This window comes from Bradyrhizobium sp. USDA 3240, assembly GCF_054063295.1.
In genome coordinates this window covers 25,061-50,701 of sequence record NZ_JBSSGD010000004.1, presented here as the reverse complement: position 1 = coordinate 50,701, position 25,641 = coordinate 25,061, and the positions used below count along the sequence as shown (strand labels likewise).

Below are 25,641 nucleotides of genomic sequence, written 5' to 3'. Positions count from 1 at the left end.
AGCCTCCGCGAAAGCGAAGCCGGCTCAGTGAGCCGGCCGTTCATCGTGCGGATTATATTCGTGGATGATGTCGAGGCCGTTACCTTCGTCGATCTCGTCGCTGGGCATGACGCCGTATTCGCCGTCGACCTGGAAGAGCGTGACCGGGACCATCAGGGTGCGGGCAAGGTTGAAGGCGTGGTTTTTGTGCGAGGCTGAGATAGGACATTGTCTTGAGGCTCCATCCGGAGCGGGGGAATTCCCGCTCGATGGCTCCTCGAAGGACCGGCCCCGGTCGCGATCACCGCGCCGGCATAAGCCAAGCGGCGGCACGCTTCGCGTAGCCGACCCCGCGCGGGTTGATCGTGGAAGATCCGGGGGTGGACCAGGACGCCATCGCACCCGCTTCGAGGAGCGCTTCTCCGCGGACCGAATGGCGCGCGAGTATGAAAGCGCGTACCGCGGATTGATTTCTGCCGCCGCCGGGAACTCGGCTGCGGCGTTCGCGGCGCCAAACGCTGAACGTCGGCGCGAGACGAGGCCGGCCGACGAACTGCCAGCGTCTAACCGATTTTTCGCTGCCCCCTTGAAAATAGCTCCTGAACATCCACATAAAATCCCTACGCCATCCCGATGGATGGTGAAAATGGATGCTTTCATGGTCGACAATGTGCGCGAGCTGCGACCTCGGATCCCCGATACAGAGAAGATCACGATCAACCTTGGCTATGTCGATCTGGGTCAGGTCGATCTGATGGTGCAGGAAGGGTTCTATTCGAACCGCACGGATTTCATCCGGACGGCCATCCGCAACCAGCTCGAACGCCACGCGGACGTCGTGAAGCAGTCGACGGTCCGAAAGGGCTTGGACTTGGGCGTGCGGAACTACAGCCGCGAGGATCTCGAAGCGGCGCGGCGCGCCGGTGAGATGCTGCACATCAACGTGCTGGGTCTCGCGACCATCGCCCAGGACGTCACCCCCGAGCTGGCCGGCGCCACCATTGCTTCGGTCTCGGTGCTCGGTGCCCTTCACGCCACTCCCGCGGTCAAGGCCGCCCTCTCCGACAGAACAAGGTGAATGCGATGCTGAGCCAGAACTTGATTTCCGAGGCCACGCGCCTCACGCTTACGGGCCAACTGGTCGAGGCCACCGCGCTCCTGCAGCGCATGCTCCGCGGCGAGTCGCCAGAACCGTCCCATGCTCGTGTCTCGCCAGCTCGGCTCGAGCCGCCGACCATCGACGTGAAGGCCAGCATCGTCGAGGAGAAGGAAAGCCGACGAACCACCCGGGTTTCTCCCGCTCCTTTGCAAAGCTTCGATCGCTTGAAAGACTTCCCCGGACTCAACCTGCGTGGTCCGATGACCCGCGCTCCGCCTGCCACGACGGATATCGCGCCCCAAGGCACGAGATTCATCGCAGGCGCCTTCCGCAGCGCGAATGGAAGCCGGAATTACAAGCTGTTCGTCCCAAGCCGCTCCCAAGAAAAGCCGCTTCCTCTGGTCGTCATGCTTCACGGCTGCACCCAGTCGCCGGACGACTTCGCGGCCGGGACCCGGATGAATTTCCTGGCGGAAGAGCGAAATTGCTTCGTGGTCTATCCGGAGCAGCCCAGCGGAGCCAACCAGGCGAAATGCTGGAATTGGTTTCGCGCGGGCGACCAGCACCGGGACGGCGGGGAGCCTTCGCTGATCGCGGGCATCACTCGCCAGGTCATGCGGGACTATCCGATCGATCCGAAGCGGGTCTACGTCGCAGGTCTGTCGGCCGGCGGGGCGCTCGCCGCCATCATGGCAGCGACCCACGCCGATCTGTACGCGGCCGTCGGGATCCATTCCGGCCTCGCCTGCGGGGCGGCAAGCGATCTTCCCTCCGCGTTCGTCGCCATGCGGCAGGGAGGCGGGTCTGAAATTGCCGATGGTGGACCGCCAGTGCCGACCATCGTTTTCCATGGCGATCGCGACACCACGGTGCATCCGAACAACGGCGACCGGATTGTCGAGCAGTCCATCAAGGCGGCAGGTTTGAAAGCGAAGGTGAGCGACGGACGAGTGCCCCATGGGCACGCCTACACCCGCACGAACCTGACCGATCCGAGAGGGCGGGCCATCTCCGAGCATTGGAACGTTCACGGCGCCGGCCACGCCTGGTCGGGAGGCAGTCCCGCCGGCTCCTACACCGATCCCCGCGGGCCGGACGCGACGAGGGAGATGCTGCGCTTCTTCCTTGAGCATTCGCTCCCGGGTTAGTCGGGCTTCACAAAGCGCTCAGGTCGTCCGGCACGTCGCCGAACTCGCCGGTCGCCGGATCCCCGCTGCGGCTGAACGCGATCGCGCCGACGCAGCCGGGCTTGCGCGAGAGCGCCTCCGCCCGCATGACGGCCGCATTGGCGCTCAGGTCTCCACCGCTTCGCCGGCCGCTACCCCGTCGTCTGCCAGGAAGCGCGACCTAGCAGTTTACTGAAAAATCCAAGGAATTGGGCGTTTGTTCTGTCGCGGGTGCCATTGTTGGGATGATTTGTTTGAGAGTTTGAAGCGCTTTGGTGGTCTGGACGCCAAGTTGGCTACGCTGCAACCAGTTTGGGGATGAGGATCAGGTTGTAGGCGAGCCGCCAATTGCGACGTTGAAGACGCGACCTCCGCCCCCTGCGGGCCTTCCCAATTCCCCGAATCACCATTCCGGCGTGCCGTGCCCACCCCGGCAGATCGAGACAGGTGCTCGTGTCGGTTGCTACCTGTCCCACGCTGCCTTCCCCGAATCTCAGGCGGGTTGGCATCTGCAATTTCACTTTCGATATCTGCTCAGGCTTTCCTCACGTTACGGCCCAATGGATGCTCAACCGCCCTCGGCGGCCTTTGCTCAGACAAGCCGCTTGCCAGCTACCAGATCAAACCTACTGTCTGGGTGGCACCTTCCTCCATTGGTGATCCGCGCCGTTGGGCACACTGAGAATTGCGAGTTACCCGAGTCCTTGCAGCACCAGCTGGTTCAACCTCGCCGCGAACGCAGCCGGGTCTTCCGGCAACTCGCTGTCGAGGATCTGCGCCTGCTCGAGCAGTAGCAGGCTGAGGTCGTCGACGACCTCTGAGCTAGCCTGGGCCCTGGTGATCGCCGTCACCAGCGGATGGCGCAGGTTGATCTCGAGGATCGGCTTGGTCCGCATGCCGCGGTTCTGCTGCGACAGGATGCGATCGAGCTCGCGGCTCGGCCCCTGGCTGTCGGCAACGAGGCAGGAGGCCGAGCTGGTGAGGCGCGTCGAGGCCTTGACGTCGCTAACGCGCTCGCCGAGCGCGGCCTTGATCACGGCGATGGTGGCGGCTTCGTCGGCGGCCGGCTCGTCCTTTTTCGCCTCGTCCGCCTCGTCGACACGCGGGATCAGGTCGAGATTGAGATCGCCCTGGCTCAGCGACTTCAGCGGCTTGCCCTCGAACTCCGAGGGCATCGAGGTCCAGAAGGCGTCGACGGGATCGGACAGCAGCAGCACCTCGATGCCGCGCGCGGTCGCAGCTTCCAGCCGCGGATTGGACTTCAGCCGCTCGATGCTGTCGCCGACGAGATAATAGATCTCGGTCTGGTTCGGCTTGAAATCGGCGATGACCTGCTTCAGCGACCGCTTCTCGCCCGACGTGGTGGTGAAGCGCGACAACGCGAGCAGCTTTTCGCGACGCTCGAAATCCTCATAGATGCCTTCCTTCAGCACCGCGCCGAAGGCGTCCCAGATCTTGGCAAAGTTCTCCGGATCCTTCTCGGCGAGGCTTTCGAGCTCGGACACGACACGCGTCGCCACGGCTTTGCGGATCTGTGCGAGCTGCGGATTGTTCTGGAGCATCTCGCGGGAGATGTTGAGCGGGAGATCCTCGCTGTCGACCACGCCGCGGATGAAGCGGAGGTAACCCGGCAGCAGATCGGCATCATCGGTGATGAAGACGCGGCGGACGTAAAGCTTCACCCGGCCCTTCCGGTTCGGCTCGAACAGGTCGAACGGTTTCGTCGACGGCGCGAACAGCAGCACGGCGTAGGAATAGCGGCCCTCGGCGCGGTAGTGCAGCGTCATCGCGGGATCGTCGAAGGCGGAGTTGATCTGCTGATAGGCCTTCTTGTAGTCCTCCGCCGTCAGCTCGGATTTCGAGCGCTGCCACAGCGCGCTCGCCGAATTGATCTGGCGCGGTTCGCCCTCACCGGGCACGAGCTCAATGGGAAACAGGATGTTGTCGGAATAGGCACCGACGATGCGCTCGATCTCGTAGGTCTCGAGATATTTCTTCGCGTCGTCCTTCAGGTGCAGGACGATCTCGGTGCCGCGCACCACACGTGCCGCGTCCTCGTCGCTGGCCCGGGCGATCTCGAATCCGGAGCCGCCGGACGAGGTCCAGGTCCAGACATCGCTCTCGCCGGCGCGGCGGCTGATCACGACGATCTTGTCGGCGACCATGGCCATAGGCGCGGAATGTCGGCCAGACGTATTGCCTCAGGAAGTAATGTTACCCGGGATGAAGGTCTCGCAACTGCGGACCGCTCAGCGACTGACGAATCTGATCTCGGTATTCTGCATTGTGAGCTGGCGCATTTTTTGGATGACGATGCTTAATCGTTCAGCGCCAAATGCCTCACCGGAGTTTGTGCTGACCAAAGGTGAAATCCAATTGTGAATCGGCGTGGGGTCCGGACGCCGATCGGCGCCCCAAGTGCTTGATTGACTTCGCGCGTGCGGGGTCAATGTTCAGCGTCGATTCACACCCACGGGTCGGACTGCGCGACGCGCAGCGAAGGATCGTTAATGCCGCTGCCGCGCACTCTGTGGCGCGGCCCCCTTCAGGCCGCAGCCATGCTGCTCCCTACCGCGGTAGCGGTTTAGTGCAACATTCATTCTGGCAACCTCGGCCCGACATAGTTCAACAACGATCGGGACATCCCCGATGTGCGCCGTTTCCTGGCACTTGCTCGGGCTGTCTTTTTCGTTCCCGAACTGACCCGAGTCGCACGATGTAAGGCGACATCTGTCTTCGCTGCTCGTTTGGTCTTTCTGGCAGATATCTTGCCTTTTTGCGCCTTGGACTGTTGGGGTCTCTTTGCGACTGTTAAGGCAGGATTTGGGGTATGAGGAGTTTCGGCCATCTCCAGCCCGAATAGAGCGGCGACATCGCCTTCATCAAGCACCTTCGCCGCGCCTGGCGCCGTTGTTAGCGGAGAATCCTGTCCAGCGCTGGCGAGCATTTCAGTTTCATCCACATCACGCAGCACAAAAAGAAGCTGAGGCTTTTCATCTAGCCGGGCGCCGACACCATACAGTGCTGCCGCAACGTGCTTGCACATGTCCGCCCAATCTGGACAGCTGCAGGACAGCTTGATTTCCGTCGGCGACGGAAACAGGCCGTCACCCTCTCGACAGACCCGGTCCATCACGCCTTTCGCCAAGCGGCCCTGCAGGAGCTCAACTAGCGAATCGACGGTCCCGGCGCAGTCCCGACAGATGGATTTCCAGCGTGCCCGCGTAACCGGTGCAATGACAATTTTGATTTGGTAGAGCTCAGACCCGGCGACCATTGCCGATATCTCGCCCTTGGCAATTTGCAGGTCGATAACGGAGCCGTTTCGGACATAGGTCCGGCCGCGCGGCAAGCGGTTCTCATAGTCGCTGTATCGTTCAAGGTTGACGCACCAAGATCTGCCCCAGAAGCTCTTGGTAATTGTGCGGCCCTCGATCCTCACGGGCGCAACGGATCGTCCCTGCTTCTTGAGCTTGGCCAACTTGCGTTCTGCCTGTCGCCGCTTCTCAGCTACCGGCACGTAAGCATGCCACCCGTAGTAGCTCATTCATCCCCTTCCTTCATCGCCGCACCCAAATCGAGAGTCACGAGTCTAAGCAACTCCTCATCTTTCATCTCAGTCAACAGGATGTCAGCTCCGCCGCTAAGAAAATCCCCAGCCAATTGTTTCTTCGACTCAATCATATGGTCGATCTTTTCCTCCACGGTGCCGCGACAAACGAACTTGTGCACAAGCACGTTCTTGGTCTGTCCAATCCGGAAGGCACGGTCGGTAGCTTGGCTTTCGACAGCCGGATTCCACCACCTGTCGAAATGAATGACATGCGAGGCCGCTGTGAGATTGAGCCCGGTGCCGCCTGCTTTGACCGAGAGCACGAAGAACGGGACGTCTTCGTCTTCCTGAAATTGGCGCACCAGGTCCTTGCGCTTCTTAACCTCTGTCTCACCATGCAGGACGAGGCCGGGCCTTCCGAATATGGAGCCCAGGAACGCCACTAGTGGCGCCGTTGACTCCTTGAACTGGGTGAAGATAAGTGCCTTCTCCTGCCGGGCGGCAACCACTTCCGCGATGTCGCGCAGACGCACAAGCTTACCGCTATCCTCCTCATTCCACGCACCGTCGCCGAGCCACTGTGATGGATGGTTGCAGATCTGCTTCAAACGCATGAGAAAAGCTAGGACGATACCTCTCCGCTTTATTCCATCGACCTCTTCGAGATGGCCGGCCAGTTCCGCCACTGCTTGCTGATAAAGCGCCGCCTGCTTGCGGCTCAAGGGGCAGAAGGTTTTCACCTCGGTCTTGTCGGGCAGGTCGGCAATGATGCTCTTGTCGGTCTTCAGCCGTCGCAGGATATAGGGGCGCACCAGTTGGCGGAGCGGACCGTAAGGGTTATGTGGCCGGTCGGCGAGGCGTTTGACGAATGCCGAAAACTCCTTCGACGATCCCAACAGGCCAGGATTGATAAAGTCGAAGATCGACCATAGGTCGCCGAGCCGATTCTCGATGGGCGTGCCGGTCAGCGCAATGCGCATTTCTGCCTTGAGCCTCTTGACCGATTTTGTCTGCTTAGCGCCCGGGTTCTTGATGGCCTGTGCTTCATCGAGCACCACAAACCGCCATGATGTAGTTTCTAGCCAAGGCGTACGCGTCAGAAAGCCGTAGCTCGTGATTACGAGATCGACATCTGCGCATCTGTCCGCACTGTAAGTGTTCAGTTTCTCGGACGGCGCAGCCGATGGATGGACCACGACTGTTTTCAAAGTTGGCGCAAATCGAGAAATCTCGGCGGCCCAATTGGCTAACAACGAGGCGGGGGCTACGAGCAGGCAAGGTTTCCGAATTGCCATGTCCTCATTCTTGATCACCAGCAGCAGCGACAACACCTGGATGGTTTTGCCGAGCCCCATATCGTCGGCAAGGCAAGCCCCAAGCTTGAGCTGCGTTAGCAGATAGAGCCATTGCACACCCGACTGCTGATAGGGTCGCAGCGTACCCTGAAAATGTTGACCGGGGTCGACCCGCATGAGCCAATCGGGATGGCGCAGGGTCGCCAGCGTCTCCGCCAGCCAGGGGCCGGCAACGGTCTGGCTCCAATCGATGTCGGCTGGTGCGGCAGTTTTATCTCCGGCAATGCCAGCCCCAGCCAGCAGACGCATCGCCTCACCGAACGAAAGACCATCGGCGGCGGCGCGGCGCTCGATGGCCTCAAATTGCTCGAGTGTGCGATGCAGTCGTTCATGATCGACCTCGACCCACTTGCCACGGATTAAGGTCAATCCATCGGAATGCGCCAGGAGTCGCTTGATCTCGGCCTTCGAGAGGCTTTCGCCCTCGAGCGTCACCTCCATTCGGAAGTCGAGCAGCGCGTCCATCCCCAGCTGTGATGGCGCATTGCCCCCGACCGTTGCTTTCACTTGCGGGCGTGCGGGGTGGTTCATGCGCCAACTCGCTGGCATTCGCACGACCACCCCGGCGCTTTCGAGCGCGGGAACATCCTTCAGGAATTGCAGAGCCTGTTGTGGGCTCCAGCGCAGCGGGTGAAAGATATCGCCGGCATCGACCATGGTCTTCAACCAAGGGCAACTTTCGGCGGCACGCTGGACGGGCATCAGCAGCGAGAGCAGGCGTTGGCGGTTCCTCGCACCGGAATACTCCTGCAAGGCCTTGCCGAGCGGCAGATGCTGGGCCTTGGCCTCAGCCGAAAGTCGGGTCGTGTAGGTCGCAAGAAACGCGAACGGGGCTTCTTCGTCCTTCCGGTTCTCCGCGAGGTTGAAATGAACGCGCCCAACCAAATTCCATGCCGGATGACGGCTCTTGAGGAACTCCTGCACGGAGAGCTTGGCCTGCACCAACTCGGCATCAAAGGCCGCATCCATACCTCGCCAAAGATTGGCCAGGACAGACGTCGTCAGGTATTCCGCGCCGGTCATCGGCGGAACGGCCGCTGCCATCGTGTCCAGCTCGCCATCGGCGGGGATTGGCACAGGCGGCTTGGTCCGGCCGTCTCCAACACTAGGAAGAGCGCACAGTGCAGTCATGTAGCGCATTCCAAGCTCTCGCCAATACGACAACACCGGCGGGAGAACCGTCGCGACTTCGTCGGCGCCGAGCCACAACAATCCGTGCCCTGAGCCCCGTAAAAATGCTTTCTCCAGCCGCAAGCCCTGATCGGGCTCCAACGCAGGAGCTTGCGCCGTTTGTCGCAGCGTCAGCAAACCATGCGGGGTGAGAACGGGTTCCAGCGTCATCATGACGGTGGGACCTTACGACCCCACCGGAAATGTTGGCGATTTTGGTGGTGAGCGGCGCGCCACATCGAGAAGTAATTTGCCATTCTGTCACGAAGTACCGAGGATGGCGCGGTCAGCAATTCCTTGACCAGAATGAACTGGAGAACGCACTCCGCGACTGCGGCCGGAATCTCAAGAAGAAAACCATCATCTTTCAAAACATCAACGTTCCTTTCGCTTTGCGAAAGCTCGATTTGCACCAACTTTGCGCCAATCTCATCCGGCGTGAACATGCGCCTCACCTCGGAAAAGAACCGCGGCAGTTCCCGCGCGAAGTCGGGGATGTCTGGAGGCAGTACTGGTAAAACTCATCAACTTCTCACCGACAAGGTAGTCGAAGGCCGCCGTGAGCCCGAATCGCGCCTTGATCGTTTGAGCCGCTTCGCACTGTTCAATCCAAATCTTATGCGCTTTGCGCACATTCATCGTCGGCCCTCATCTTGTCGGCATCGACGCTATTCTTGACGCCAGCCACTCGTTCAATTTCGACCACCTTCGCCGCCCCGAAACGTTGCGAACCGCGATGGCAACGGCCTTCTTCTGACCGACCAGAACTACCAGTTGTTTGCCCCGGGTGACGCCGGTATAGAGCAGGTTTCGTTGCAGCATGGTGTAGTGCTGCGTCATCACCGGGATCACTACGGCAGGGTATTCTGAACCCTGGCTCTTATGGATAGTTGCTGCGTAGGCCGGCACCAGCGTGTCGAGCTCGCCAAACTCATAAATGACCGAGCGGCCGTCGAAGCTTGCGGTGAGTTCGCTGTCTTCGGAACTGACATCGTCGATATAACCGATGTCACCGTTATAGACCTCCTTGTCGTAATCGTTTTCGATCTGCATCACTTTGTCGCCGGACGCGAACGTCGAACCGAAGCGTTCGACCTTGCGCTCGCCGGCGGGGTTCAGAGCCGTCTGCAGTTCGATGTTTAGCGAGCGCGCACCGACGCCGCCCCGGTTCATTGGACACAGAACCTGAATGTCGCGAATTGGGTCGAGGCCGAAGCGATTGGGGATCCGTGTCTTCACCAACTCGATGATACGCTGTACGGCGGTTTCTGGATCGCCTGCTTGCACGAAGTAGAAATCGCTATCCGTGCCGGGCAGGCTGAGATCGGGGATAGCCCCCTGATTGATGCGATGTGCGCTGATGATGATGCGGCTTTGCGCGGCCTGCCGGAACACCTCGGTGAGACGCACCACCGGCACAGCACCGGATGAGATGACGTCGGCCAGCACTTGGCCTGGCCCAACCGAAGGAAGCTGGTCGATGTCGCCGACGATCAAAAGGGCAGACTTGTCTGGCACTGCCTTGATGAGTGACTGCATCAGCATGACGTCTACCATTGAGGCTTCGTCGACAACAAGCAGGTCGCAGTCGAGCGGATTGTCTTCGCCGCGCTTGAAGCCGCCGCCCTTGGGGTCAACCTCCAGCAACCGGTGGATCGTCCTAGCCTCAAAACCGGTCGCCTCGGTCATGCGCTTGGCGGCGCGGCCGGTCGGCGCGCATAGCAGGAGCCTCACGCCCTTTGCTGCGAGAATGCGGAGAATACCTTTGACGATGGTGGTCTTGCCGACACCAGGACCGCCGGTCATGACCAACGCTTTGGACATCAATGCGAGCCGGATCGCAGCGACCTGGCTTTCGGCAAGGGTAAGCCCGATCCGTTGCTCGACCCAAGGCAGTGCCTTGTCTGGATTGATCCAGGGCCAGGGCAGTGTGCCATTCGCAAGCCGGATCAGCCGCTCGGCAATCGAGCGCTCCGCCCGATGCAGGCCCACCAGAAATACGCAGGACGTTTCGCCTACGCTGTCTGCGATGACCGTGCCTGCTGTCCGTTCGAGATCAAGCGCAATGCGCACCAGTTCCACCGGGACCTCAAGCAGCTTCTCGGCAAGCGGCACCAGTTCATCCGTCGGCAAACCGCAGTGCCCTTCGTCCATCGCCTCGGTCAGCCCATAGGAGATCCCGGCCCGAACCCGGATCATTGCGGTCTTTTCGATGCCGAGTTTCATCGCGATCGCGTCGGCAGTCTTGAAGCCGATGCCGCGAATGTCGCGCGCGAGGCGGTAGGGGTTCTCGGTCATGACCTGTACGGCGTCCGCGCCATAGGTCTTATAGATGCGCACCGCCCGCGCTGTGCCGACGCCATTGCTGTGCAGGAAGACCATGATTTCGCGAACGATCTTCTGTTCAGCCCAGGCGGCCGTGATCCGGTTGGCCCGAACCGGGCCGATGCCCGTTACCTCGCGCAGCCGTTCGGGCTCCGCCTCGATGGTATCGAACACCTTCTCACCGAAGGCGCGCACCAGCTTCTTGGCATAGACTGGCCCGATGCCGCGGATCATCCCGGAGCCGAGGTATTTCTCGATGCCGTCGAGCGATGTCGGTTCCGAGGTCTTTAAGAACTTCGCCCTGTACTGTTGGCCATGGGTGCGGTCATTGACCCATTCGCCCGATGCGGTAATCCACTCGCCAGCGGAGATCACCGCGGCGTGCCCGACTACAGTGACCAGTTCGCGGTGGCCGCGCGCCTTGATCCGCAAAACGCAGTAGCCATTCCCGTCGTTGTGGTATGTGACGCGCTCAACAAGGCCAGCAAGAACTTCCCGGCTTGATGGTTCCGGCTGCGGTTTCATGCGGATCGTCGCATCATCTGCTCCGTCGCCGAGAGCACCATTTGTGGACAGCTCTCTTCCCCGAACCCAATTTGCTCAGTTGGATCGTCGTTGGCAAGCCACCACGGTGGTCACCCCCTTCGGAGCCCACCGAGTTGGCATGCATAGCGCGACTGCATGGCCGATCAATGGGCGTCCGGCGATATGTGTCGGTAGCCGCCGTGCGGTGTAAGAATCGAACTGTAAAGGAGACCAGCCAGTCGTGATTTCGCTTTGCGGTTACCGCCGGCCGCGGCAATCTTGGTCTCGACCAGCAGCCGATCAATCTTGGCTGCGCTGACGCCGAGCACCAGTGCTCAATCGGCCTGGTCCGAGCTTGAGCCGGCCATGCCGCTCCAGCGAAGGCAGCAACGTCGGAATCATTACCCTGAGCCGCTTGCCGCAGATCCGATCCGAGGCCTCCCATAGCGCCACCAGTGTGAATCTGCGTGGGCTCCGGACGCCGATCGGCGTCGCAAGTGCTTGACTGACTTCGCGCGTGCGGGGTCAATGTTCAGCGTCGATTCACAATCGCCCCCCCGGGCAATTACGGGTGCCGCAACGCGCGCCTTGCAGTTGCGCTGCGGAAGACGCAAAAGGAGGGCAATCTTAGCATCGGCTTTTTTAATTGGGTTACAAAAGCAAAAGATCACCAAAGACCAGCTTCATGAATTGATCCTAGAACGGTTTGGACTGATCAACTTCTTTCAGGTCAGCGAGGACAGGCAGCTCGGGTTCCGCACAACTGTGGTAGCGGCGCCGGCGGATCTCTATGAGTTACATTCTCGGCTCGAACGTATTTGCAGTGAGTTGCGGCCAAGATTTGAGTTAGAGTGAGTCACGACCTCAGGCGGGATCTTCGAGGGGCTTTCGGCTGATTGGCGTTGGTCGAAGTATCTATATCTGGGCTCCGGTGGGTGTGTGTGCGTAAGTTCACAGAAGCATCGCAGACCGGGTGCTACATATTCTTCGCGAATATTATTGCGGTCGTTCATAGTGGGTGACGGAATTTACGGAGAATTACATGGCACCGATACAGGCTAGGTTCCTCGTACGAAGAGGTAGCGTCGACTGGATGGTTTATGATCGGGATCGCAAGGGGGCGGCCCAACTGAAGGATTACAGCTTGGCTGAGAAGCTGACGAAGGAACAAGCTGAGCAGATTAAGCAGCGGCTGGAGACGGCTTGACCGACGTTTGCAAGGACTGGTGCTCGCACAACGTCCAGATGGACGCGGCGAGATGGCCGGACGAGATGCCGCTATCCGATCTCCAGCCGCGGTTCACTTGCACAGCCTGAGGCAAGCGCGCAGCTCATTCATTCGTTCGGTCGATGAGCCGCCAAGGATGGGTACGCGCGGCTGACGGGGGCTACCCTGCCCAAGTTTGGCCGAAATGGCCCCCATGCTGGTACGAGCCATCTAAGGGGCTATCCGTTGTGTGGTTGAGCCTTGGCGGTGTCGTCCGGCAACGTCGTCGCCAAGGCTCTCACGCGCGCATTCGGTCAATGGGTGCGAAGTGGTGGCGGCCGGAGTGTGCAGGCTAGCTGAAGCATCATTCCAACGGCCGCGCTAAACTCGCGAGCGTTTGTGATCTTACAAATGTCACAGCCGCTGGTTAGAAACGTATCTACTGATTAGCACGGGCTCTTTCAATTGGCCATATTGCGATGGCGGCGAGCGAAGAGCGCGCTCGCCGAATCCGCGGCGGCGCATCGCAAAGGAAGAGTGCAGATGTTCAAGAGACAGGTGTCGGGCCGCAAGCTTAAGTGCGCAACCAAGCGACGTCGAGCGAAGCCGAAGCGGACAGCGCGTCGTCAACTTGACGGAGCGTTCAACTTTGCAACGCGCGTATTTTCAGATTTCGACCCGACCACGGGGGTCGAGGGTGAAATACGGGACCGCATGGTCAGGACGGCTGAAGGACGCTTCTATTTGATAGAAGGTCCAGACATCAAGCCGAGTGCTCGTGAAGTCGTAACGCCTTATAGGCTCGAAGATGTCTTTGCGTGGTTGCAGGATTGTCCGGAGCAAATCGAGCGGACAGTGATCGTCGGCAACGCCAACTGCAATCTTTTTGAGCGCTGAGTTCTGCTTTGGGCGACTAAGGCGCGGGGCGTCAGACGACGCCCTGCGTATAACCGAACTCCCGTGGGTTTCGTCAGCTTTCCGAAAGCTTGCCCGAACAATAAGCTGTTGCAGTGAGGATCAATTACGACAACGCCCCCTCCGACGGGCAGAGTCCGGCCAGTAGCGCGATGCGCTGACCGGCGCTGCTACGACTGCTTACGGCCGCTTTAGCTGCTCAAGGACCCGCCTCTTTCGCTGCTGACGAGAAAGCGAGTGAGCCAGTCAGGCGCCCCCCGAGCGCGCCCCCAAGGGAAAACCCACCGGGAAATGAGCTATGCGGGATTTTGGGTGACGAGGCGATCAGGCGGCGTGGTTTGCCGGCATGCGGATGACCTCGATGCCGTCGTTGAATCTGACACCTGCAATCACCTTGGGCAACTGATTTGTGCCTTTGAGCCGCCGCCAGGTTTTTGATGCGGCGATGACCAGCTTGAACACCATTAGCCTGGCGGTCGTTGACGACAGCGATCCTTTCGTGCGCACGGTTCTGTGCCGCACGGTCGCGAACACGCTTTCGATGGGGGTGGTCGTGCGCAAGTGATCCCAATGCTCGGCAGGGAAGTCGTAGAAGGCCAGCAGCGCGTCGCGGTCCTTGGCGAGGCATTCGACCGCCCGGCCGTACTTGGCGCGGTATTTCTCGGCGAAGACGTCGATCGCCGCTTCGGCGGCCGCACCCGGTTCGGCGCCCAATAGACCTCGCGCAGGTCCTTCTTCATGTTGGCCTGGACCGAGAGCGGGACCTTGTCCAGGACGTTGACGGTCTTGTGCACCCAGCAGCGCTGGTGCCGCGTGCCGGGAAAGACCTCGTCAAGAGCCTTCCAGAAGCCGAGCGCGCCGTCACCAACGGCAATTTCCGGGGCGATTTGCAACCCGCGCTGCTTCACGTCGATCAAGAGTTCACGCCAGCTCTGCGCGCTCTCCCGGACGCCGACCTGAAAGCCAATCAGTTCCTTCTTCCCTTCCGGCGTCGCGCCGATCAGCACCAGCATGCATTCGCCGTGGTCTTCCATGCGCGCCTGCAGGAAGACGCCATCGGCCCACACATACACGTAGCGTCGCGCCGACAGATCGCGCTTCTGCCAACGCTCGTACTCGCCCTGTCACTCGGCCGTCAGCCGGGAGATGACCGCCGGCGACAAGTTCGGCGCGTCCTTGCCCAGCAGGGCCGTCAACGCCTCCTGGAAATCGCCGGTCGAGATGCCGCGCAGATACAGCACCAGCAACAGCGCATCCAGGCTCCGGGTGCGCCGCGCCCACAGCGGCAGGATCGCCGAGCTGAACCGGATCCGCTCGCTATCGCCGGCCGCCCCGCGGTCCCGAATCTTTGCCCGCGCGACCTCGACCGGTCCGATGCCGGTCGCAATCGTTCGCGCCGGGCCGTAACCATGTCGCACGACACGGGCGCGCCCGTCGCGCCAGCTTCAAATCCTTCACCGTGGCAAGAAACGTCTCGACTTCGATCTCCACGGCCTGCGCCAGAAGCTCCCGAGCACCAGCTCGCAGAATATTGGTCAGTGGATCGTCGATATCGTCGGGCTGACGAAGGGCAACAATATTGCTAGTCTCGTTCATGGCGTATCGCTCTCCTTGAGAGGTTCTGGCAGGCTCGACACCCGCCTCGATACGCCGCCTATCTCATTCCGTCATCACCCACTTTCCCGCATAGCTCCCGGGAAATATCTCGTCAAGGCATGTAAGGAGCGCCGGCTCGCGTAGTTGCTGCGCATGAAGCGCAAGGAGATCACAGAAAACGAGGCGACTGCTCGTCGGTCAGTGCATTGTCGGAGACTCCTCGGCAGCAATTCAAGTCACATGGTCGTCTTCGTCTCGGTCCGCCTCGAGTTGGTCGGCCTCGTCCGACGCCAGCACAGGAAACTCCCCCGCCAGCATTTTGTCCTTGCTGAGCAGGCCGGCCTCCTCGAGCATTTCCATGTCCGGAAGATCGCGCAGCGTCTCCAGGCTGAAGTGCGACAGGAACGCCTTGGTCGTCACGTAGGTGTAGGGTGCGCCGAGCTGCGGGCTGCGCGGCCCGGCTGCGACGAACTCCAGTCCGCGCAGACGGGCGATGGTATCGCGGCTGACCTCTTTGCCGAAGAAGGATGACAATTCGCTGCGATTGATCGGCTGATAATAGGCGATGCAGGCAAGGATCAGTGCTTCGGTCTGCGACAACGCCTTGTGGTCACCGGCAGCGCCGATCGCAGCCCGGATCGCCTCGGCGAAGTTTTTCCGGGTCCGGTGCTGCCAGCCGCCGGCGACGGATACGAGCTCGTAAGGCCGGCCGCGCAATTCGTCGCGAATGTCATCGATCAGCAGGTCGATGCTGCAGTCGCGACCGACAACGCGCGCGAGGGCCTCGCGCGTCACCGGTCCGGGCGAGGCGAAGATCACCGCTTCGACCCGGCCCATCCATTCGCGCCAGCGCAGCTCCGGCGGCAGGTCGGCCAGCTCGGTGTCGAGATCCGCTTTTGGCCGCGCGCGCCGGCCCATGTCAGAGCCCGTACAATCGGAAGGTCGGCCGTCCGGTGAGCTCGCGCACCGCGCCGAGCGAGACCAGTCGCTCGAACAGCCGCCGTGTGCTGCGGTCGCTCGCCGTCTTGCCGGGGCCGGCGGACTGGGCGTCTTCCACCATCAGGATCCCGACCATGATGTCGGCATCCTTGCCACGCAACTTCGGCGCGACCGCGAGCAGGCGTGTCGCCCGCCGTGCGAGATCACTGTAGAGGTCGATCGCTGCCACGGCCGCCGTCGCGTAGGCCGCACAGAGTGCGTTCATGAAGACAGTCTCCCCTTCGAGGTGCTGCTGCGCCTTGCGCAGCGCACCGCGCGATAGATGCACCGCGAGCAGCGGCACCGGTGCCGGCCAGCGCAGCTGGTGGGCGAGGACGGCGTCGGCCAGCCACAGCGGCACCAATTCTTCGTTCGGCAGGACGCGGCCACTCGCGGCGATGATCTCCGCGGCGGCCAGCACCGGCATGGCGTGCTGCCGCTGCGTGTGCCGGCTTGCAAGTTCGACGATCTCGCTCGGCAGCGAGCCGAGCGGATGGCCAAGCGCGGTCGCAAGGGCAAAGATCCATCCCTCCACGTCGCTGGAGGAGGCGCGTTCGCCGAGCTTGCGCCAGGCGGCGAGAATACGCCCGCCCGGTCCGGGGTCGTCGGCTTCGCGGCGCAAGTACCAGTGGTCGCGCAGCGCCGCCTCGTCCTCCGTCCGCCCGCCCTGACGCGCGAGCGCGGCCGCGCAAGTGAGCGCGAGACGTTGGCGCCAAAGACTGCCGAGCGGGTGCTCGTCACGGGCGATCGGATGCAGCGCCGCCAGCGCCGCGCCGGCATAAAACACCGCTTCCGTGACGAAGTCGGGCGGTGCGCGACGACGCAACCAGGCCGGCGCGGGGGCGAAGGTCGGCGGCGGGTCGGGGACGATTCGGCGACGCGCGAGCATGCGAAAGGGTAAGCCTGCGCGGCGCTTTTTGCTATCCATTTTACATGAAACCGCCGGGCCTGTCAGTGGATAACAACGACCGATAATGTTGCCTTATCGATCGTTTTGCTCTTTATAGAGGGCATGCCCGTTTTCAGCGCCCAGAACCCGGAACATCGCGCTCCGCAGAGCGCCGCACCGCCTGAGAGCCCGCGGGCGGAAGCCGATCTGTCGACCGCGGAGGTGTCGGCCGAGCCGCGCGGCGGCCTCCCCTCCCCGCTCCCGGCTGCGGAATCCGGCGTGCCGGCGCATCTCGAACGGCTCGCCGACCGGGCCCGCGACTATGTCGAGGCGGCGAGCTCGGCCAACACCCGCCGGGCCTATGCCGCCGACTGGACGCACTTTTCCGGCTGGTGCCGGCGCCAGGGCCTCGAGGTCTTTCCGCCCGCCCCGCAGACGGTCGGGCTCTACATCACCGCCTGCGCCTCCGGCGCCGCGACCGCCGACCGCAAGCCGAATTCGGTGTCCACGATCGAGCGCCGCCTCTCGGCCCTGACCTGGACCTACGCGCAGCGCGGCACGCCGCTCGACCGCAAGGACCGTCACATCGCCACCGTCCTGGCCGGCATTCGCAACATCCACGCCGCCCCGCCCCGACAGAAGGAAGCCGTTTTGCCGGAGGACGTCATCGCCATGCTGGAGACGCTCAATCGGGGCACGCTCCGCGGCCTGCGGGACCGCGCCATGCTGCTGCTGGGCTTCGCCGGCGGCCTGCGGCGCTCGGAAATCGTCGGCCTCGACCTCCACCGCGACGACACCGAGGACGGCCGTGGCTGGGTCGAAATCCTCGACCAAGGCCTGATTGTCACCCTGCGCGGCAAGACCGGCTGGCGCGAGATCGAGATCGGCCGCGGCTCGTCGGACTCGACCTGCCCAGTCGTCGCGCTACAGATCTGGCTGAAACTGGCCCGGATCGGCCACGGCCCGCTGTTTCGGCGGGTGCGCGGGCAAGGCAAGGACGTCGGGCCCGATCGCCTGACCGACCAGCAGGTCGCCCGACTGGTCAAACGCGCGGCGCTCGCCGCCGGGGTGCGCGCCGACCTGCCCGAAGGCGAACGAGAGACGAAGTTCGCTGGACATTCGCTGCGCGCCGGCCTCGCCTCCTCGGCCGAGGTCGACGAGCGCTATGTCCAGAAGCAGCTCGGCCACGCCTCCGCCGAGCTGACCCGGCGCTATCAGCGCCGCCGGGATCGGTTCCGCGTCAATCTGACCAAGGCGGCAGGCCTCTGAGGCCGCTCTCCGCTGATTAGAACCGATATGCCCAATCGCGCATTCCGATAAACATGGTGCGCCACGGCTGGTCGATAAGTTTGTTCCACGCGTAGCAACAGTGATCGAGGATGTCGTTGTAGGATTTGAACACGCGGTTCGAAAGCCAGTTGTCACGAAGGAACTGCCAGACGTTCAAAAGCCAGGATCAACTCGACGTGCAGACTCTACACAGTTCGAGAGAACGGTTAGTCGCCGATTCTTTTGGAGCGTGGATTGGCGGCTTGCCAAGGCTCAGTGTCTTCCAGTCGAAGATGATCTTCATCGGGCCTTCCCCTCTTTATTGCTGTCCAATCAGTCGGCGAGCCCGATCATCACGGACAGCATGTTGTTCAGCGCCAGCATATCGGCGCCTGACAGATGGCCTATCACCGGGCCGCATTTGGCCCGCGGATAGGCCAGAACCTTGTCGACCATGACCTGTGAGACGAGTTTGAGACCGTTCGAGGCCGTCGGCTCGATGGTGAGACGATATAGCGGGGCATCGGCGATCGTGCCGGTGAGCAAGACCACGAGCACGCTGTCCGCCGCATTGAGCACATCGGACTGGATGACGACCGCCGGACGGGGCTTCCCGTAGTCGCCCTGTGCCGAAACCGTGACGAGATCCCCTCTCCTCACGATTCAGGCCATTCAGTCGCGGCGGCAATGAAATCCAGCGCCTCAGCTTCCTCGGGCCGGCCGCGCAGCAGCAATCCCTGCCGCCTCGCTTCGGCGGCAAATTCCGGCTTGTGGGGATCAGGCACCCAGATGCGCAGCTGCTTCATGCCGCGATGCTGCTGCTGTTGGCGGTAGCGCTGAAACTTGGTCAGGCCGTCATCGGTATGCTTGGGCCGCGCCATATGAGATCTCCATCAGTTGCGCGCTACTTTACTATAAAGGTTGCGCGCGACCAAACCGTTTGACGCTGGTGACCGCCGATATCGACGAGTTCAGCCGTGTCGACGGCCTGATCGTTGAGAACTGGCTCGACTGAGGCCAAGATATCTCAATCTCCTAGCGTAGATATTTAATTTGCGATATTCAGATATCTCGGAAGGGATATCTGATGCCTCTGTTCATTCGTGATGATGATGTCGACGCCCTTGCGGCGAAGCTGCAGGCGGCCACAAAGTCTAGGACCAAGACCGAGGCTGTGCGTCTCGCGCTCGAGCATGAGCTGCAGCGCGTCCGTGAGAAACAGCCGGCAAGCGCTCGCGCGGCAGCGAGCATTGCCATATCCAGGACAATGGGGCCGGGTGGCGGCTCCTTCGACATGAAAACCTTCACCGACGACATGTGGGGCGACATCTGATGTATATCGATGCCTCCGCGATCGTGGCCATCCTGGGAGAAGAAAATGACGCCGGGGATCTGCTGGCGCGGCTTGATAGCTCCTCGTCCCAGTTACTCGTGTCGCCGCCGACCGTCTATGAGGCGGTGATCAGCCTCGCCCGGAAGAAGGCGGACGAGAATGGCATGAAGGGTAAGCCAGTGCCTGTGCACTTCATCGAAACCTCACAGTCGGCTGTCGCAAAGTTCTTGGAGGATTTCGGCATCAAGGAGATCATGGTTTCAGCCGATATCGGCCGAAAGGCTGTGGATGCCGCCAAATGCTACGGGAAGGTGGTCGGCCACAAGGCGGACCTGAATTTCCGGCGACTGCTTCGCCTATGCCGGCGCCAAGGCCTATCACCTGCCCCTGCTCTACAAGGGCAATGATTTCGCCGAAACGGATATGGCGTAGCGCCGCGGCTTCCGTGGAAGATGAATTCGGCCCTCATCGCGATTTTGGCCTTTGCAGGTTTTTCAGCAGCGCTTCCGACACGCGGAGGCCTGGCGCGGTGCCAACCGAACGTTCAGATCGAGGTCCGCCGGCATTCCCCGCGGTCCTCTGCGCATCGAGTTTCGCCCGCAGCAGCGCCATGACCATCGGCCAGGTCGAGAATTTACCGTCCCTCGCCCTGTCGGTCAGGCTGCGGAGATACCCTCCGGCGCTGTTGATCTGATCCGCCCGCTGGTAGATCGCGGCCAGCGTGATCGCCGCATGCTGTTCACCCATGGCCTCACGTGCTTCGCGCCAGGCGCTGGGACTGATCCCCAGTAGCGACCGAGCAATCTCCGCCGCCGCCAGGAAGTCACGCCAGTGGCGGATTTCGCCGCCTCGTGCCAATTCCAGCAGATTCGGACAGGCATCGAGCACGATTCCCAAGGGCAGCTCACGTTTCGGCAAGCTCCGAACGTTGTCGGTTTCCTCGACGGTGCTGCTCGCTTCAACCTGTTTTGGAAGGCTATATTCAGATTCAAAATTAGGGTCTGGATTTGAATTCTGTATGTGACGACCAGAATGGGACTCATTGGCGTCCGGATTCTGTGATTTCGTGAATGTTTCCAGCTCCGCGCGTATGTCCGCATAGAGCGCATGCAAATCCATGCAGACGTCTTCTAGAAGCTGCCTGGGCGCCGATCGTGGTAGCCGACCGATAATCGTCTGGTAGTTTTGCTGAACCCTACCCCAGTTGCCTGGCACCCCCTCCTCAATGCCGGCCTCAATCAGCTTGACGATGTCCCGGCGCAGCAGTGTGAGGCGTTCCTTTGCAACACGGAACGCCTTCTTCTCGGCCCCAACAGCCTCCGCTAGGTCCTTGAACTCCTCAGCCCGAGCCACGATCGGCGAGAGGTCGAAGCCATAGGCCTGCTCGATCTCCCCGCCCCGGCCCTTCCGGGCGAAGCGCTTGCCGTTCGGGCTGTCGCGCCGGACGACTAAACCGCAGTCGACCAGCACAGCGATGTGACGCCGCAGCGTCGTCGCCGGCATGCCGTTGGCCCGCGCCATGAGCTGAACGTTTGAGGGCCAAACCACGATCTCGGCATCCCCCGTGAGCGCCGTCTCCGGATGAAAGGTCAGGAGCGCGTTGAGAATCGTGAGCGATCGATCCGTCGCGCCGAGAAGTTCCCTCGCCTCCCGGATGTTCTGGAAGACCTGCCACTTGTGCACGATCGCTTCGGGCTTCGCAGTCCGTGCAGCCATCTGATTTGAGATTTGGCCGAGCGTCATCGGCCGCCGCCCGAAGGGCGTCGTTGTAATGTGCGTCTGCATTTTTCCTTCACCTATGTGTCAGGCAAAGAAAATCCGCTCACCAAAACGGCGCTAAGCTCAGCGCGAGCTCTTGACTGCGATTCGGGGAAGTGCGATTCTCAAAGTCGCCAAACTAGTGAGAAAGGGCTTCCGGAATCCGTTTCGGGGGCCTTTTTTCTTTGCTGTTTGCGTGGTGTCAGGCGATGCATATGCGCCTCGCCGTCACCACGACGAATTCACTCCTTCTTAGTTTGCGCCTCCTCTTCCTTTGCGGCCGAGAATTCCGCGTAAAGTTGGTCCAACCGAGACGAAACCCACGTCGCAAACTCCGGCACTACTTTCTCGTTGAACACCAACGCGGTCTTGCCCGCTGAGCGTTCGACGCGCCCTGCTCGTTTGCCTGCCTGCGTAACCCATACATCGGATCGCTTGGCTGTACTTTTCGGCTGCTTGTCGACGGCCTTCCACACAGCCTGAAACCGACTATCGCTGTCGAGACCGACGACTTCGGGAGCGTTCAGGAGGTTCTCGATTGCGGTCACGACCTTCCCGTCGTCCAGCTTCTCGGCGAGCCCGAGCCACCGGGCCCTGCCGGCTTTTGGAGCCGGCCCGATGCGCAAGACGAACTGCTCGGGGATACGACGCGCGATCGCAATATACCGGCTAAGATCCGCCTTATCGGTTGAAAGGGCCGCGATGATCGTTGCGCGATCATAACCGGCATCCTCGAGGCGCTTTGCGAAAAACGCCTTCTCAATGAACGACAGATCGGCGCGATCAAGATTCTCGCGCCCTTGGGCGATGACGAGATCGGCGTCAGACAGACTTCGAACGATCGCCTTGACCGATTGACCCAGCCGGACAGCAGCGCGAAGCCGTCGACGGCCATAAGCAATCTGGAAGCGCTCAATTTTCTCGGGATGCGGGCGAACAAGGATCGGCACCTGCTGCCCGTATTCGGAGATACTGGAAACCAGTGCTTCAAAACCCGGATCGACGTCGATGGCAATTCGATCGGCAATCCTGGACCCGTCAATTTGGCCTGGATCGAGTGCGATAACTGTCTCGCCGGCGGCTAGTTGCTGTTGCAGCCGCTCGGCAGCTTTGGCCCCCTCGGTCATTTCCTGGAGCGAAGAGCCCATTGCAGCGATGGCGCCTGTGCGGACCCGATCGGTATGCTTCACCTGTGGCGTCGACGCAGCTTCGGGCTTTTTCAGAAAAAGGGAATTGATCGCATCCTTCCGGCTCATACGCGACCTCCTGCCTTGCGCAAAAGGCCACGCCCCGGGTGTTGGGAGCTCCCAACAGCAAGAAGCCAACGGGCCGAATGATGCTGATTCGGGGGAAGGGCAGTGATCGTGTTGGGAGCTCCCAACACCCCAATGGTGGAACCGGATCCCGGCGCACCAACAGAGTTTGAGGCGGTCATGCTCGCCCCCACGCGGCCTTGATGAGCCCTTCAATCTCTCCATTCACGGCCTGAAGTGATTCCATGGCGCGATCATATGTCGACCGCGTCAGGCTTTCTCGACCGATCTCGTAGAGTGTCTGCTTCGTCAGTCCCGCATCCGAAACCGCGGCGGATTTGACCATCGTATTGGTCAGAACAAAGTCATCAAACATGTTGCGCAAGAGCGCCGCCACCTTGGTCTGCGGGGCGTCCTGCGGCTCAAAGCGAGTCAGCAAATAGCGGACAAAATCGTACTTGAGCTCACCGCCGGCGTCTCGAACCACGCCAAGCAGATCGCGCGTCATCAGGAGAAACTGGCTCATGGAGGCGATATCGAGCATCTGGGGATGCACAGTTACGACCATGGCCGTCGCCGCGCAAAGCCCACTCAGCGTCAGGAAGCCAAGCTGAGGGGGGCAATCGATGACGACGATGTCATACTGATCCGCGACATCATCGAGAGCCTTGGCGACGCGCGTAAAAAACAGGCCGTCGCGCATTTGACCACCAGAGGTGAGGGCCTTTGGCGTCGTATGCTCGAACTCCATCAGCTCCAGATTACCGGGGACAAGATCTAGCCCATCGAAATAGGTCGTCCGGATGACCTCCTTCAACGACTTCTTGTGGTCGTCGTATCGGATCGCCGCATACAGGGTCTGGTTGGCGAGAACTTCCGTCTCTGGAAGCACGCCCAAAAGAGCAGAGAGGCTTGCCTGCGGATCGAGGTCCACCGCCAGAACCCTATACCCTTGGAGGGCCAGGTACTGAGCGAGGTGCGCTGATGTCGTTGTCTTGCCAGAACCGCCTTTGAAGTTGGTCACGGCGACCACCTGCAGGTGTTCACCCGGGCGGCGATGGGGAACCACGTCGATCCTATCGCGGCCGCGAAGCGACTCGGCGAGTAGTTGGCGTATCTCGTTGATCTGCGCCAACGTATAAAGACGCCGCCCATTACTCGCGAGATAAGGTTGCGGGCCCTCGCCGGCTAAAGTCATCTTTCTCAAGGTCGAGTCGGAGATGGAGATTAGCCGCGCTGCTTCCCCAGAAGTAAACTTGCGAAGCACCTTTTTTGAGGTGGGGGGAAAGAGCGCCTCACTCATAGCCTGAAGCTGCGAGCTAAGGAGATCGGCTTGGGCTCCGATAATCTCGTCGACCGAAGGAATCAGCTTTCGCGCGTGCTCGGCAGCAGGGCTCACGTTGAAATCTCTCATCACGGAAAATCAGGCGAATGCCCAATCTATCCGTGACGGTACCATCGAAACATGCCCCTGCAAGAGAGTAATGGTTAACGAGGCGTTAACAATGCCTCCCGAATCGGAGCTCTTTCAAGGCAATTCATCAATAACTTCAACACCATGGCTAAGCTGGACATTTATGAACGGCCGACGCTGCACTCATACTTTTATTAGGGGTCCGGAGCCCGGTTTTTCCGTGTTCCACGACCTTTACGGGGCCATTTTGCCCCGACTCACCCCTGCGGAGCCCGAATCGCACTCATAATTTCATTAGTCGCGCCGCCCTGACGATGATGGCCTTTAGGCCTCCGAACCCGACAGATTCGGAGCAACACGCATGCGGGCAATCGCCGTCCCACCCAAAACATACAGCAACTCGGCTGTCCTTCTCGATTCGATGCATAGACTTCGCGCCCGCGCCTTCCGCGAGCGGATGGATTGGGACGTCGACGTCAAGGACGGCCGGGAGGCCGATCAGTTCGACAACCGCCGGCCGACCTGCATCCTGGCGCTATCCGACCGAAACGAGGTCGCGGGCTGCGCCCGATTGCTTTCCACGGCAGGGCCGACGCTGCTGTCCGTGCGCTTTCCCGAGCTGATCGGGTCGGGCCTGCCTCACGCCGCCATGATCGAAAGCTCGCGGTTCTGCGTCGACACTTCGATTGAGACGGGGAGGGCAGGGAAGGCGCTCCATGACGCCACCTGGACGATGTTCGCCGCGATCATCGAATGGTCGCTAGCGAACGGCTACCGCGAACTGGACACCGAAACCGACGTTCGCATCGAGCGGATCCTGCGCCGCGTGGGCTGGCCGATGGCCCGAATCGGAGCACCCAAGCCGATCGGCAATACCACAGCGGTCGTCGGCCTGCTGCCGACAGACCAGGCAAACTTCGAGCGTGTGCGGCCAGCCAGCTACTGCTCTTCGATCAATCGCTCCCGCAAGCGGCCTGAAGGGAGCCCGTCGCGATGACGCAATTGCGTTCCCATCCGCGCCTGATCCGCAAGCTTCAGGAGGCCCTGGGTGACCAGCTCTGCGTCGCCCTCGATGATGCTTCGGTGGTGGAGATCATGCTCAACCCGGACGGCCGATTGTTCATCGAACGGCTCGGCCACGGCATAGCGGCGACCGGAGAGATGACAGCGGCTGCTGCCGAGATCGTCATCGGGAGCGTGGCGCACGCACTCAATTCCGAAGCCGATGACGAGCAGCCGATCATCTCCGGCGAATTGCCGATTGGCGGCCACAGGTTCGAGGGGTTGCTGCCCCCGATCGTCAAGGCGCCGACCTTCACGATCCGCCGGCGCGCATCGCGGCTGATACCGCTCGACGACTATGTGAAGAGCCGGGTGATGACGGAGCGCCAGGCCGACATCATTCGTAACGCCGTCGCCTCGCGCCTCAACATCGTCATTTCTGGCGGCACCGGCTCCGGCAAGACGACGCTGGCGAATGCCGTCATCGCGGAGATCGCCAAAACCGCACCGGAGGATCGCATCCTGATCCTGGAGGACACCGCCGAGATCCAGTGTCCGGCCGACAACATCGTCGCGCTGCACACCAGCGACACCGTCGACATGGCCCGGCTCCTCAAGAGCACCATGCGGCTCCGGCCCGACCGCATCATCGTCGGCGAGGTTCGCGACGGCGCCGCGCTTACTCTGTTGAAGGCCTGGAACACGGGGCATCCCGGTGGCGTCGCCACGGTCCACGCCAACACCGCCGAGTCGGCCCTGCGCCGACTCGAGTGTGTTTCGGCATGGAATAAGGACCCCGTTTCGGGGTGATCGGCATCCAATCGGGACCCCGGGATAAGGGTCCACAGTGGCTTC

The 25,641-nt window shown here is 61.4% G+C and carries 22 protein-coding genes and 5 pseudogenes; 11 read left to right on the top strand and 16 right to left on the bottom strand.

The window, feature by feature from the left end:
• Nucleotides 1-60: 60 nt before the first annotated feature.
• The 3 genes from ACVIGA_RS44010 (at nucleotide 61) to ACVIGA_RS44000 (ending at nucleotide 2,226) form a co-directional block, all read left to right on the top strand.
• Nucleotides 61-198 carry a hypothetical protein gene (locus tag ACVIGA_RS44010; RefSeq protein WP_166107071.1) on the top strand — a complete coding sequence of 46 codons (138 nt, stop codon included), beginning with the start codon at nucleotides 61-63 and terminating at the stop codon, nucleotides 196-198.
• A gap of 439 nt (nucleotides 199-637) precedes the next feature.
• Nucleotides 638-1,057, top strand: a complete 420-nt coding sequence (locus ACVIGA_RS44005) for a CopG family transcriptional regulator (RefSeq protein ID WP_029084654.1) — start codon at nucleotides 638-640, stop codon at nucleotides 1,055-1,057.
• Nucleotides 1,058-1,062: 5 nt separating this feature from the next.
• Entirely contained in the window at nucleotides 1,063-2,226 is a 1,164-nt protein-coding gene (locus tag ACVIGA_RS44000; protein ID WP_248594508.1) for an extracellular catalytic domain type 1 short-chain-length polyhydroxyalkanoate depolymerase, read from the top strand.
• Nucleotides 2,227-2,233: 7 nt separating this feature from the next.
• Here the strand turns inward: ACVIGA_RS44000 and ACVIGA_RS43995 are convergent.
• From ACVIGA_RS43995 to ACVIGA_RS43965, 7 genes and pseudogenes are all read right to left on the bottom strand, one after another.
• A pseudogene (locus tag ACVIGA_RS43995) lies at nucleotides 2,234-2,415 on the bottom strand (hypothetical protein).
• Between the two features lie 521 nt (nucleotides 2,416-2,936).
• Nucleotides 2,937-4,409: pseudogene (gene htpG, locus ACVIGA_RS43990) on the bottom strand (molecular chaperone HtpG); the annotation flags it as partial.
• Nucleotides 4,410-4,840: 431 nt separating this feature from the next.
• Nucleotides 4,841-5,791, bottom strand: a complete 951-nt coding sequence (locus tag ACVIGA_RS43985; RefSeq protein ID WP_176535483.1) for an SWIM zinc finger family protein — start codon at nucleotides 5,789-5,791, stop codon at nucleotides 4,841-4,843.
• Complete coding sequence (locus ACVIGA_RS43980) at nucleotides 5,788-8,496, bottom strand: DEAD/DEAH box helicase (protein WP_456671111.1); 2,709 nt, start codon at nucleotides 8,494-8,496, stop codon at nucleotides 5,788-5,790. Before ACVIGA_RS43980 ends, ACVIGA_RS43985 begins: the two co-directional genes overlap by 4 nt.
• The gene (locus ACVIGA_RS43975; protein ID WP_224925079.1) at nucleotides 8,493-8,768 is read right to left on the bottom strand and encodes a chalcone isomerase family protein; all 276 of its coding nucleotides are present in this window, start codon (nucleotides 8,766-8,768) and stop codon (nucleotides 8,493-8,495) included. Before ACVIGA_RS43975 ends, ACVIGA_RS43980 begins: the two co-directional genes overlap by 4 nt.
• A gap of 202 nt (nucleotides 8,769-8,970) precedes the next feature.
• Nucleotides 8,971-11,172, bottom strand: a complete 2,202-nt coding sequence (gene recD2, locus ACVIGA_RS43970) for an SF1B family DNA helicase RecD2 (protein ID WP_166107273.1) — start codon at nucleotides 11,170-11,172, stop codon at nucleotides 8,971-8,973.
• Between the two features lie 164 nt (nucleotides 11,173-11,336).
• Nucleotides 11,337-11,501, bottom strand: coding sequence for a hypothetical protein (locus tag ACVIGA_RS43965; protein ID WP_166218004.1), 165 nt, complete (start codon nucleotides 11,499-11,501; stop codon nucleotides 11,337-11,339).
• Between the two features lie 199 nt (nucleotides 11,502-11,700).
• Here ACVIGA_RS43965 and ACVIGA_RS43960 point away from each other — a divergent pair, with 199 nt between their 5' ends.
• From ACVIGA_RS43960 to ACVIGA_RS43950, 3 genes are all read left to right on the top strand, one after another.
• Nucleotides 11,701-12,027 (top strand): hypothetical protein, encoded by a 327-nt coding sequence (locus tag ACVIGA_RS43960; protein WP_456671110.1) that lies wholly within the window; start codon nucleotides 11,701-11,703, stop codon nucleotides 12,025-12,027.
• Nucleotides 12,028-12,214: 187 nt separating this feature from the next.
• On the top strand, nucleotides 12,215-12,379 hold the full coding sequence (locus tag ACVIGA_RS43955; RefSeq protein ID WP_166218292.1) for a hypothetical protein: 165 nt from the start codon (nucleotides 12,215-12,217) through the stop codon (nucleotides 12,377-12,379).
• A gap of 543 nt (nucleotides 12,380-12,922) precedes the next feature.
• The gene (locus ACVIGA_RS43950) at nucleotides 12,923-13,276 is read left to right on the top strand and encodes a hypothetical protein (protein WP_166309244.1); all 354 of its coding nucleotides are present in this window, start codon (nucleotides 12,923-12,925) and stop codon (nucleotides 13,274-13,276) included.
• 342 nt (nucleotides 13,277-13,618) lie between these two features.
• On the opposite strand, the pseudogene ACVIGA_RS43945 reads toward ACVIGA_RS43950, so the two are convergent.
• From ACVIGA_RS43945 to ACVIGA_RS43935, 3 genes and pseudogenes are all read right to left on the bottom strand, one after another.
• Nucleotides 13,619-14,890: pseudogene (locus ACVIGA_RS43945) on the bottom strand (IS256 family transposase).
• A gap of 231 nt (nucleotides 14,891-15,121) precedes the next feature.
• Nucleotides 15,122-15,808 (bottom strand): SMC-Scp complex subunit ScpB, encoded by a 687-nt coding sequence (scpB, locus tag ACVIGA_RS43940; protein WP_166107266.1) that lies wholly within the window; start codon nucleotides 15,806-15,808, stop codon nucleotides 15,122-15,124.
• 1 nt (nucleotide 15,809) lies between these two features.
• On the bottom strand, nucleotides 15,810-16,796 hold the full coding sequence (locus ACVIGA_RS43935; protein WP_225049243.1) for a DUF1403 family protein: 987 nt from the start codon (nucleotides 16,794-16,796) through the stop codon (nucleotides 15,810-15,812).
• 84 nt (nucleotides 16,797-16,880) lie between these two features.
• Here ACVIGA_RS43935 and ACVIGA_RS43930 point away from each other — a divergent pair, with 84 nt between their 5' ends.
• A complete protein-coding gene (locus ACVIGA_RS43930) occupies nucleotides 16,881-18,026 on the top strand; it encodes a tyrosine-type recombinase/integrase (protein WP_176422065.1) in 1,146 nt (381 codons plus the stop codon).
• A 16-nt stretch (nucleotides 18,027-18,042) separates the two neighbouring features.
• On the opposite strand, the pseudogene ACVIGA_RS43925 reads toward ACVIGA_RS43930, so the two are convergent.
• The 3 genes and pseudogenes from ACVIGA_RS43925 to ACVIGA_RS43915 all read right to left on the bottom strand — a co-directional run.
• Nucleotides 18,043-18,201, bottom strand: a pseudogene (locus tag ACVIGA_RS43925) (IS630 family transposase); the annotation flags it as partial.
• A gap of 158 nt (nucleotides 18,202-18,359) precedes the next feature.
• A complete protein-coding gene (locus ACVIGA_RS43920) occupies nucleotides 18,360-18,686 on the bottom strand; it encodes a type II toxin-antitoxin system PemK/MazF family toxin (RefSeq protein ID WP_130230294.1) in 327 nt (108 codons plus the stop codon).
• Nucleotides 18,683-18,907: an antitoxin MazE-like protein gene (locus tag ACVIGA_RS43915; RefSeq protein WP_028152591.1), complete on the bottom strand. Its 225-nt coding sequence runs from the start codon at nucleotides 18,905-18,907 to the stop codon at nucleotides 18,683-18,685. The genes ACVIGA_RS43920 and ACVIGA_RS43915 overlap by 4 nt, the downstream gene beginning before the upstream one ends.
• Nucleotides 18,908-19,113: 206 nt before the next feature.
• Between ACVIGA_RS43915 and ACVIGA_RS43910 the strand changes: the two genes are divergently transcribed.
• Both ACVIGA_RS43910 and ACVIGA_RS43905 read left to right on the top strand, forming a co-directional pair.
• Nucleotides 19,114-19,359, top strand: coding sequence for a type II toxin-antitoxin system VapB family antitoxin (locus ACVIGA_RS43910; RefSeq protein WP_456671109.1), 246 nt, complete (start codon nucleotides 19,114-19,116; stop codon nucleotides 19,357-19,359).
• Nucleotides 19,359-19,766, top strand: a complete 408-nt coding sequence (locus ACVIGA_RS43905; RefSeq protein WP_456671108.1) for a PIN domain-containing protein — start codon at nucleotides 19,359-19,361, stop codon at nucleotides 19,764-19,766. The genes ACVIGA_RS43910 and ACVIGA_RS43905 overlap by 1 nt, the downstream gene beginning before the upstream one ends.
• A 58-nt stretch (nucleotides 19,767-19,824) precedes the next feature.
• Here the strand turns inward: ACVIGA_RS43905 and repC are convergent, their stop codons facing one another.
• From repC to repA, 3 genes are all read right to left on the bottom strand, one after another.
• Nucleotides 19,825-21,144: a plasmid replication protein RepC gene (gene repC / locus ACVIGA_RS43900; RefSeq protein ID WP_456671107.1), complete on the bottom strand. Its 1,320-nt coding sequence runs from the start codon at nucleotides 21,142-21,144 to the stop codon at nucleotides 19,825-19,827.
• A gap of 215 nt (nucleotides 21,145-21,359) precedes the next feature.
• Nucleotides 21,360-22,373 carry a plasmid partitioning protein RepB gene (gene repB, locus ACVIGA_RS43895; RefSeq protein ID WP_225049239.1) on the bottom strand — a complete coding sequence of 338 codons (1,014 nt, stop codon included), beginning with the start codon at nucleotides 22,371-22,373 and terminating at the stop codon, nucleotides 21,360-21,362.
• 175 nt (nucleotides 22,374-22,548) lie between these two features.
• A complete protein-coding gene (gene repA, locus ACVIGA_RS43890) occupies nucleotides 22,549-23,784 on the bottom strand; it encodes a plasmid partitioning protein RepA (protein ID WP_175618600.1) in 1,236 nt (411 codons plus the stop codon).
• 361 nt (nucleotides 23,785-24,145) lie between these two features.
• On the opposite strand from repA, the gene traI reads away from it, so the two are divergent.
• A complete protein-coding gene (traI, locus tag ACVIGA_RS43885; protein ID WP_456671106.1) occupies nucleotides 24,146-24,781 on the top strand; it encodes an acyl-homoserine-lactone synthase in 636 nt (211 codons plus the stop codon).
• A pseudogene (gene trbB, locus ACVIGA_RS43880) lies at nucleotides 24,778-25,569 on the top strand (P-type conjugative transfer ATPase TrbB); the annotation flags it as partial. The gene traI and the pseudogene trbB, both read left to right, overlap by 4 nt.
• Nucleotides 25,570-25,641: the final 72 nt, after the last annotated feature.

Bases quoted from the DNA above. Each gene is read 5' to 3' on its own strand.
- ACVIGA_RS44005 (WP_029084654.1), top strand. From the start codon at position 638: ATGGTCGACAATGTGCGCGAGCTGCGACCTCGGATCCCCGATACAGAG.
- ACVIGA_RS44000 (WP_248594508.1), top strand. From the start codon at position 1,063: ATGCTGAGCCAGAACTTGATTTCCGAGGCCACGCGCCTCACGCTTACG.
- ACVIGA_RS43985 (WP_176535483.1), bottom strand. From the start codon at position 5,791: ATGAGCTACTACGGGTGGCATGCTTACGTGCCGGTAGCTGAGAAGCGG.
- ACVIGA_RS43980 (WP_456671111.1), bottom strand. From the start codon at position 8,496: ATGATGACGCTGGAACCCGTTCTCACCCCGCATGGTTTGCTGACGCTG.
- ACVIGA_RS43975 (WP_224925079.1), bottom strand. From the start codon at position 8,768: ATGTTCACGCCGGATGAGATTGGCGCAAAGTTGGTGCAAATCGAGCTT.
- recD2 (WP_166107273.1), bottom strand. From the start codon at position 11,172: ATGAAACCGCAGCCGGAACCATCAAGCCGGGAAGTTCTTGCTGGCCTT.
- ACVIGA_RS43960 (WP_456671110.1), top strand. From the start codon at position 11,701: ATGTTCAGCGTCGATTCACAATCGCCCCCCCGGGCAATTACGGGTGCC.
- ACVIGA_RS43955 (WP_166218292.1), top strand. From the start codon at position 12,215: ATGGCACCGATACAGGCTAGGTTCCTCGTACGAAGAGGTAGCGTCGAC.
- ACVIGA_RS43950 (WP_166309244.1), top strand. From the start codon at position 12,923: ATGTTCAAGAGACAGGTGTCGGGCCGCAAGCTTAAGTGCGCAACCAAG.
- scpB (WP_166107266.1), bottom strand. From the start codon at position 15,808: ATGGGCCGGCGCGCGCGGCCAAAAGCGGATCTCGACACCGAGCTGGCC.
- ACVIGA_RS43935 (WP_225049243.1), bottom strand. From the start codon at position 16,796: ATGGATAGCAAAAAGCGCCGCGCAGGCTTACCCTTTCGCATGCTCGCG.
- ACVIGA_RS43930 (WP_176422065.1), top strand. From the start codon at position 16,881: ATGCCCGTTTTCAGCGCCCAGAACCCGGAACATCGCGCTCCGCAGAGC.
- ACVIGA_RS43915 (WP_028152591.1), bottom strand. From the start codon at position 18,907: ATGGCGCGGCCCAAGCATACCGATGACGGCCTGACCAAGTTTCAGCGC.
- ACVIGA_RS43910 (WP_456671109.1), top strand. From the start codon at position 19,114: ATGCCTCTGTTCATTCGTGATGATGATGTCGACGCCCTTGCGGCGAAG.
- ACVIGA_RS43905 (WP_456671108.1), top strand. From the start codon at position 19,359: ATGTATATCGATGCCTCCGCGATCGTGGCCATCCTGGGAGAAGAAAAT.
- repC (WP_456671107.1), bottom strand. From the start codon at position 21,144: ATGCAGACGCACATTACAACGACGCCCTTCGGGCGGCGGCCGATGACG.
- repB (WP_225049239.1), bottom strand. From the start codon at position 22,373: ATGAGCCGGAAGGATGCGATCAATTCCCTTTTTCTGAAAAAGCCCGAA.
- repA (WP_175618600.1), bottom strand. From the start codon at position 23,784: ATGAGAGATTTCAACGTGAGCCCTGCTGCCGAGCACGCGCGAAAGCTG.
- traI (WP_456671106.1), top strand. From the start codon at position 24,146: ATGCGGGCAATCGCCGTCCCACCCAAAACATACAGCAACTCGGCTGTC.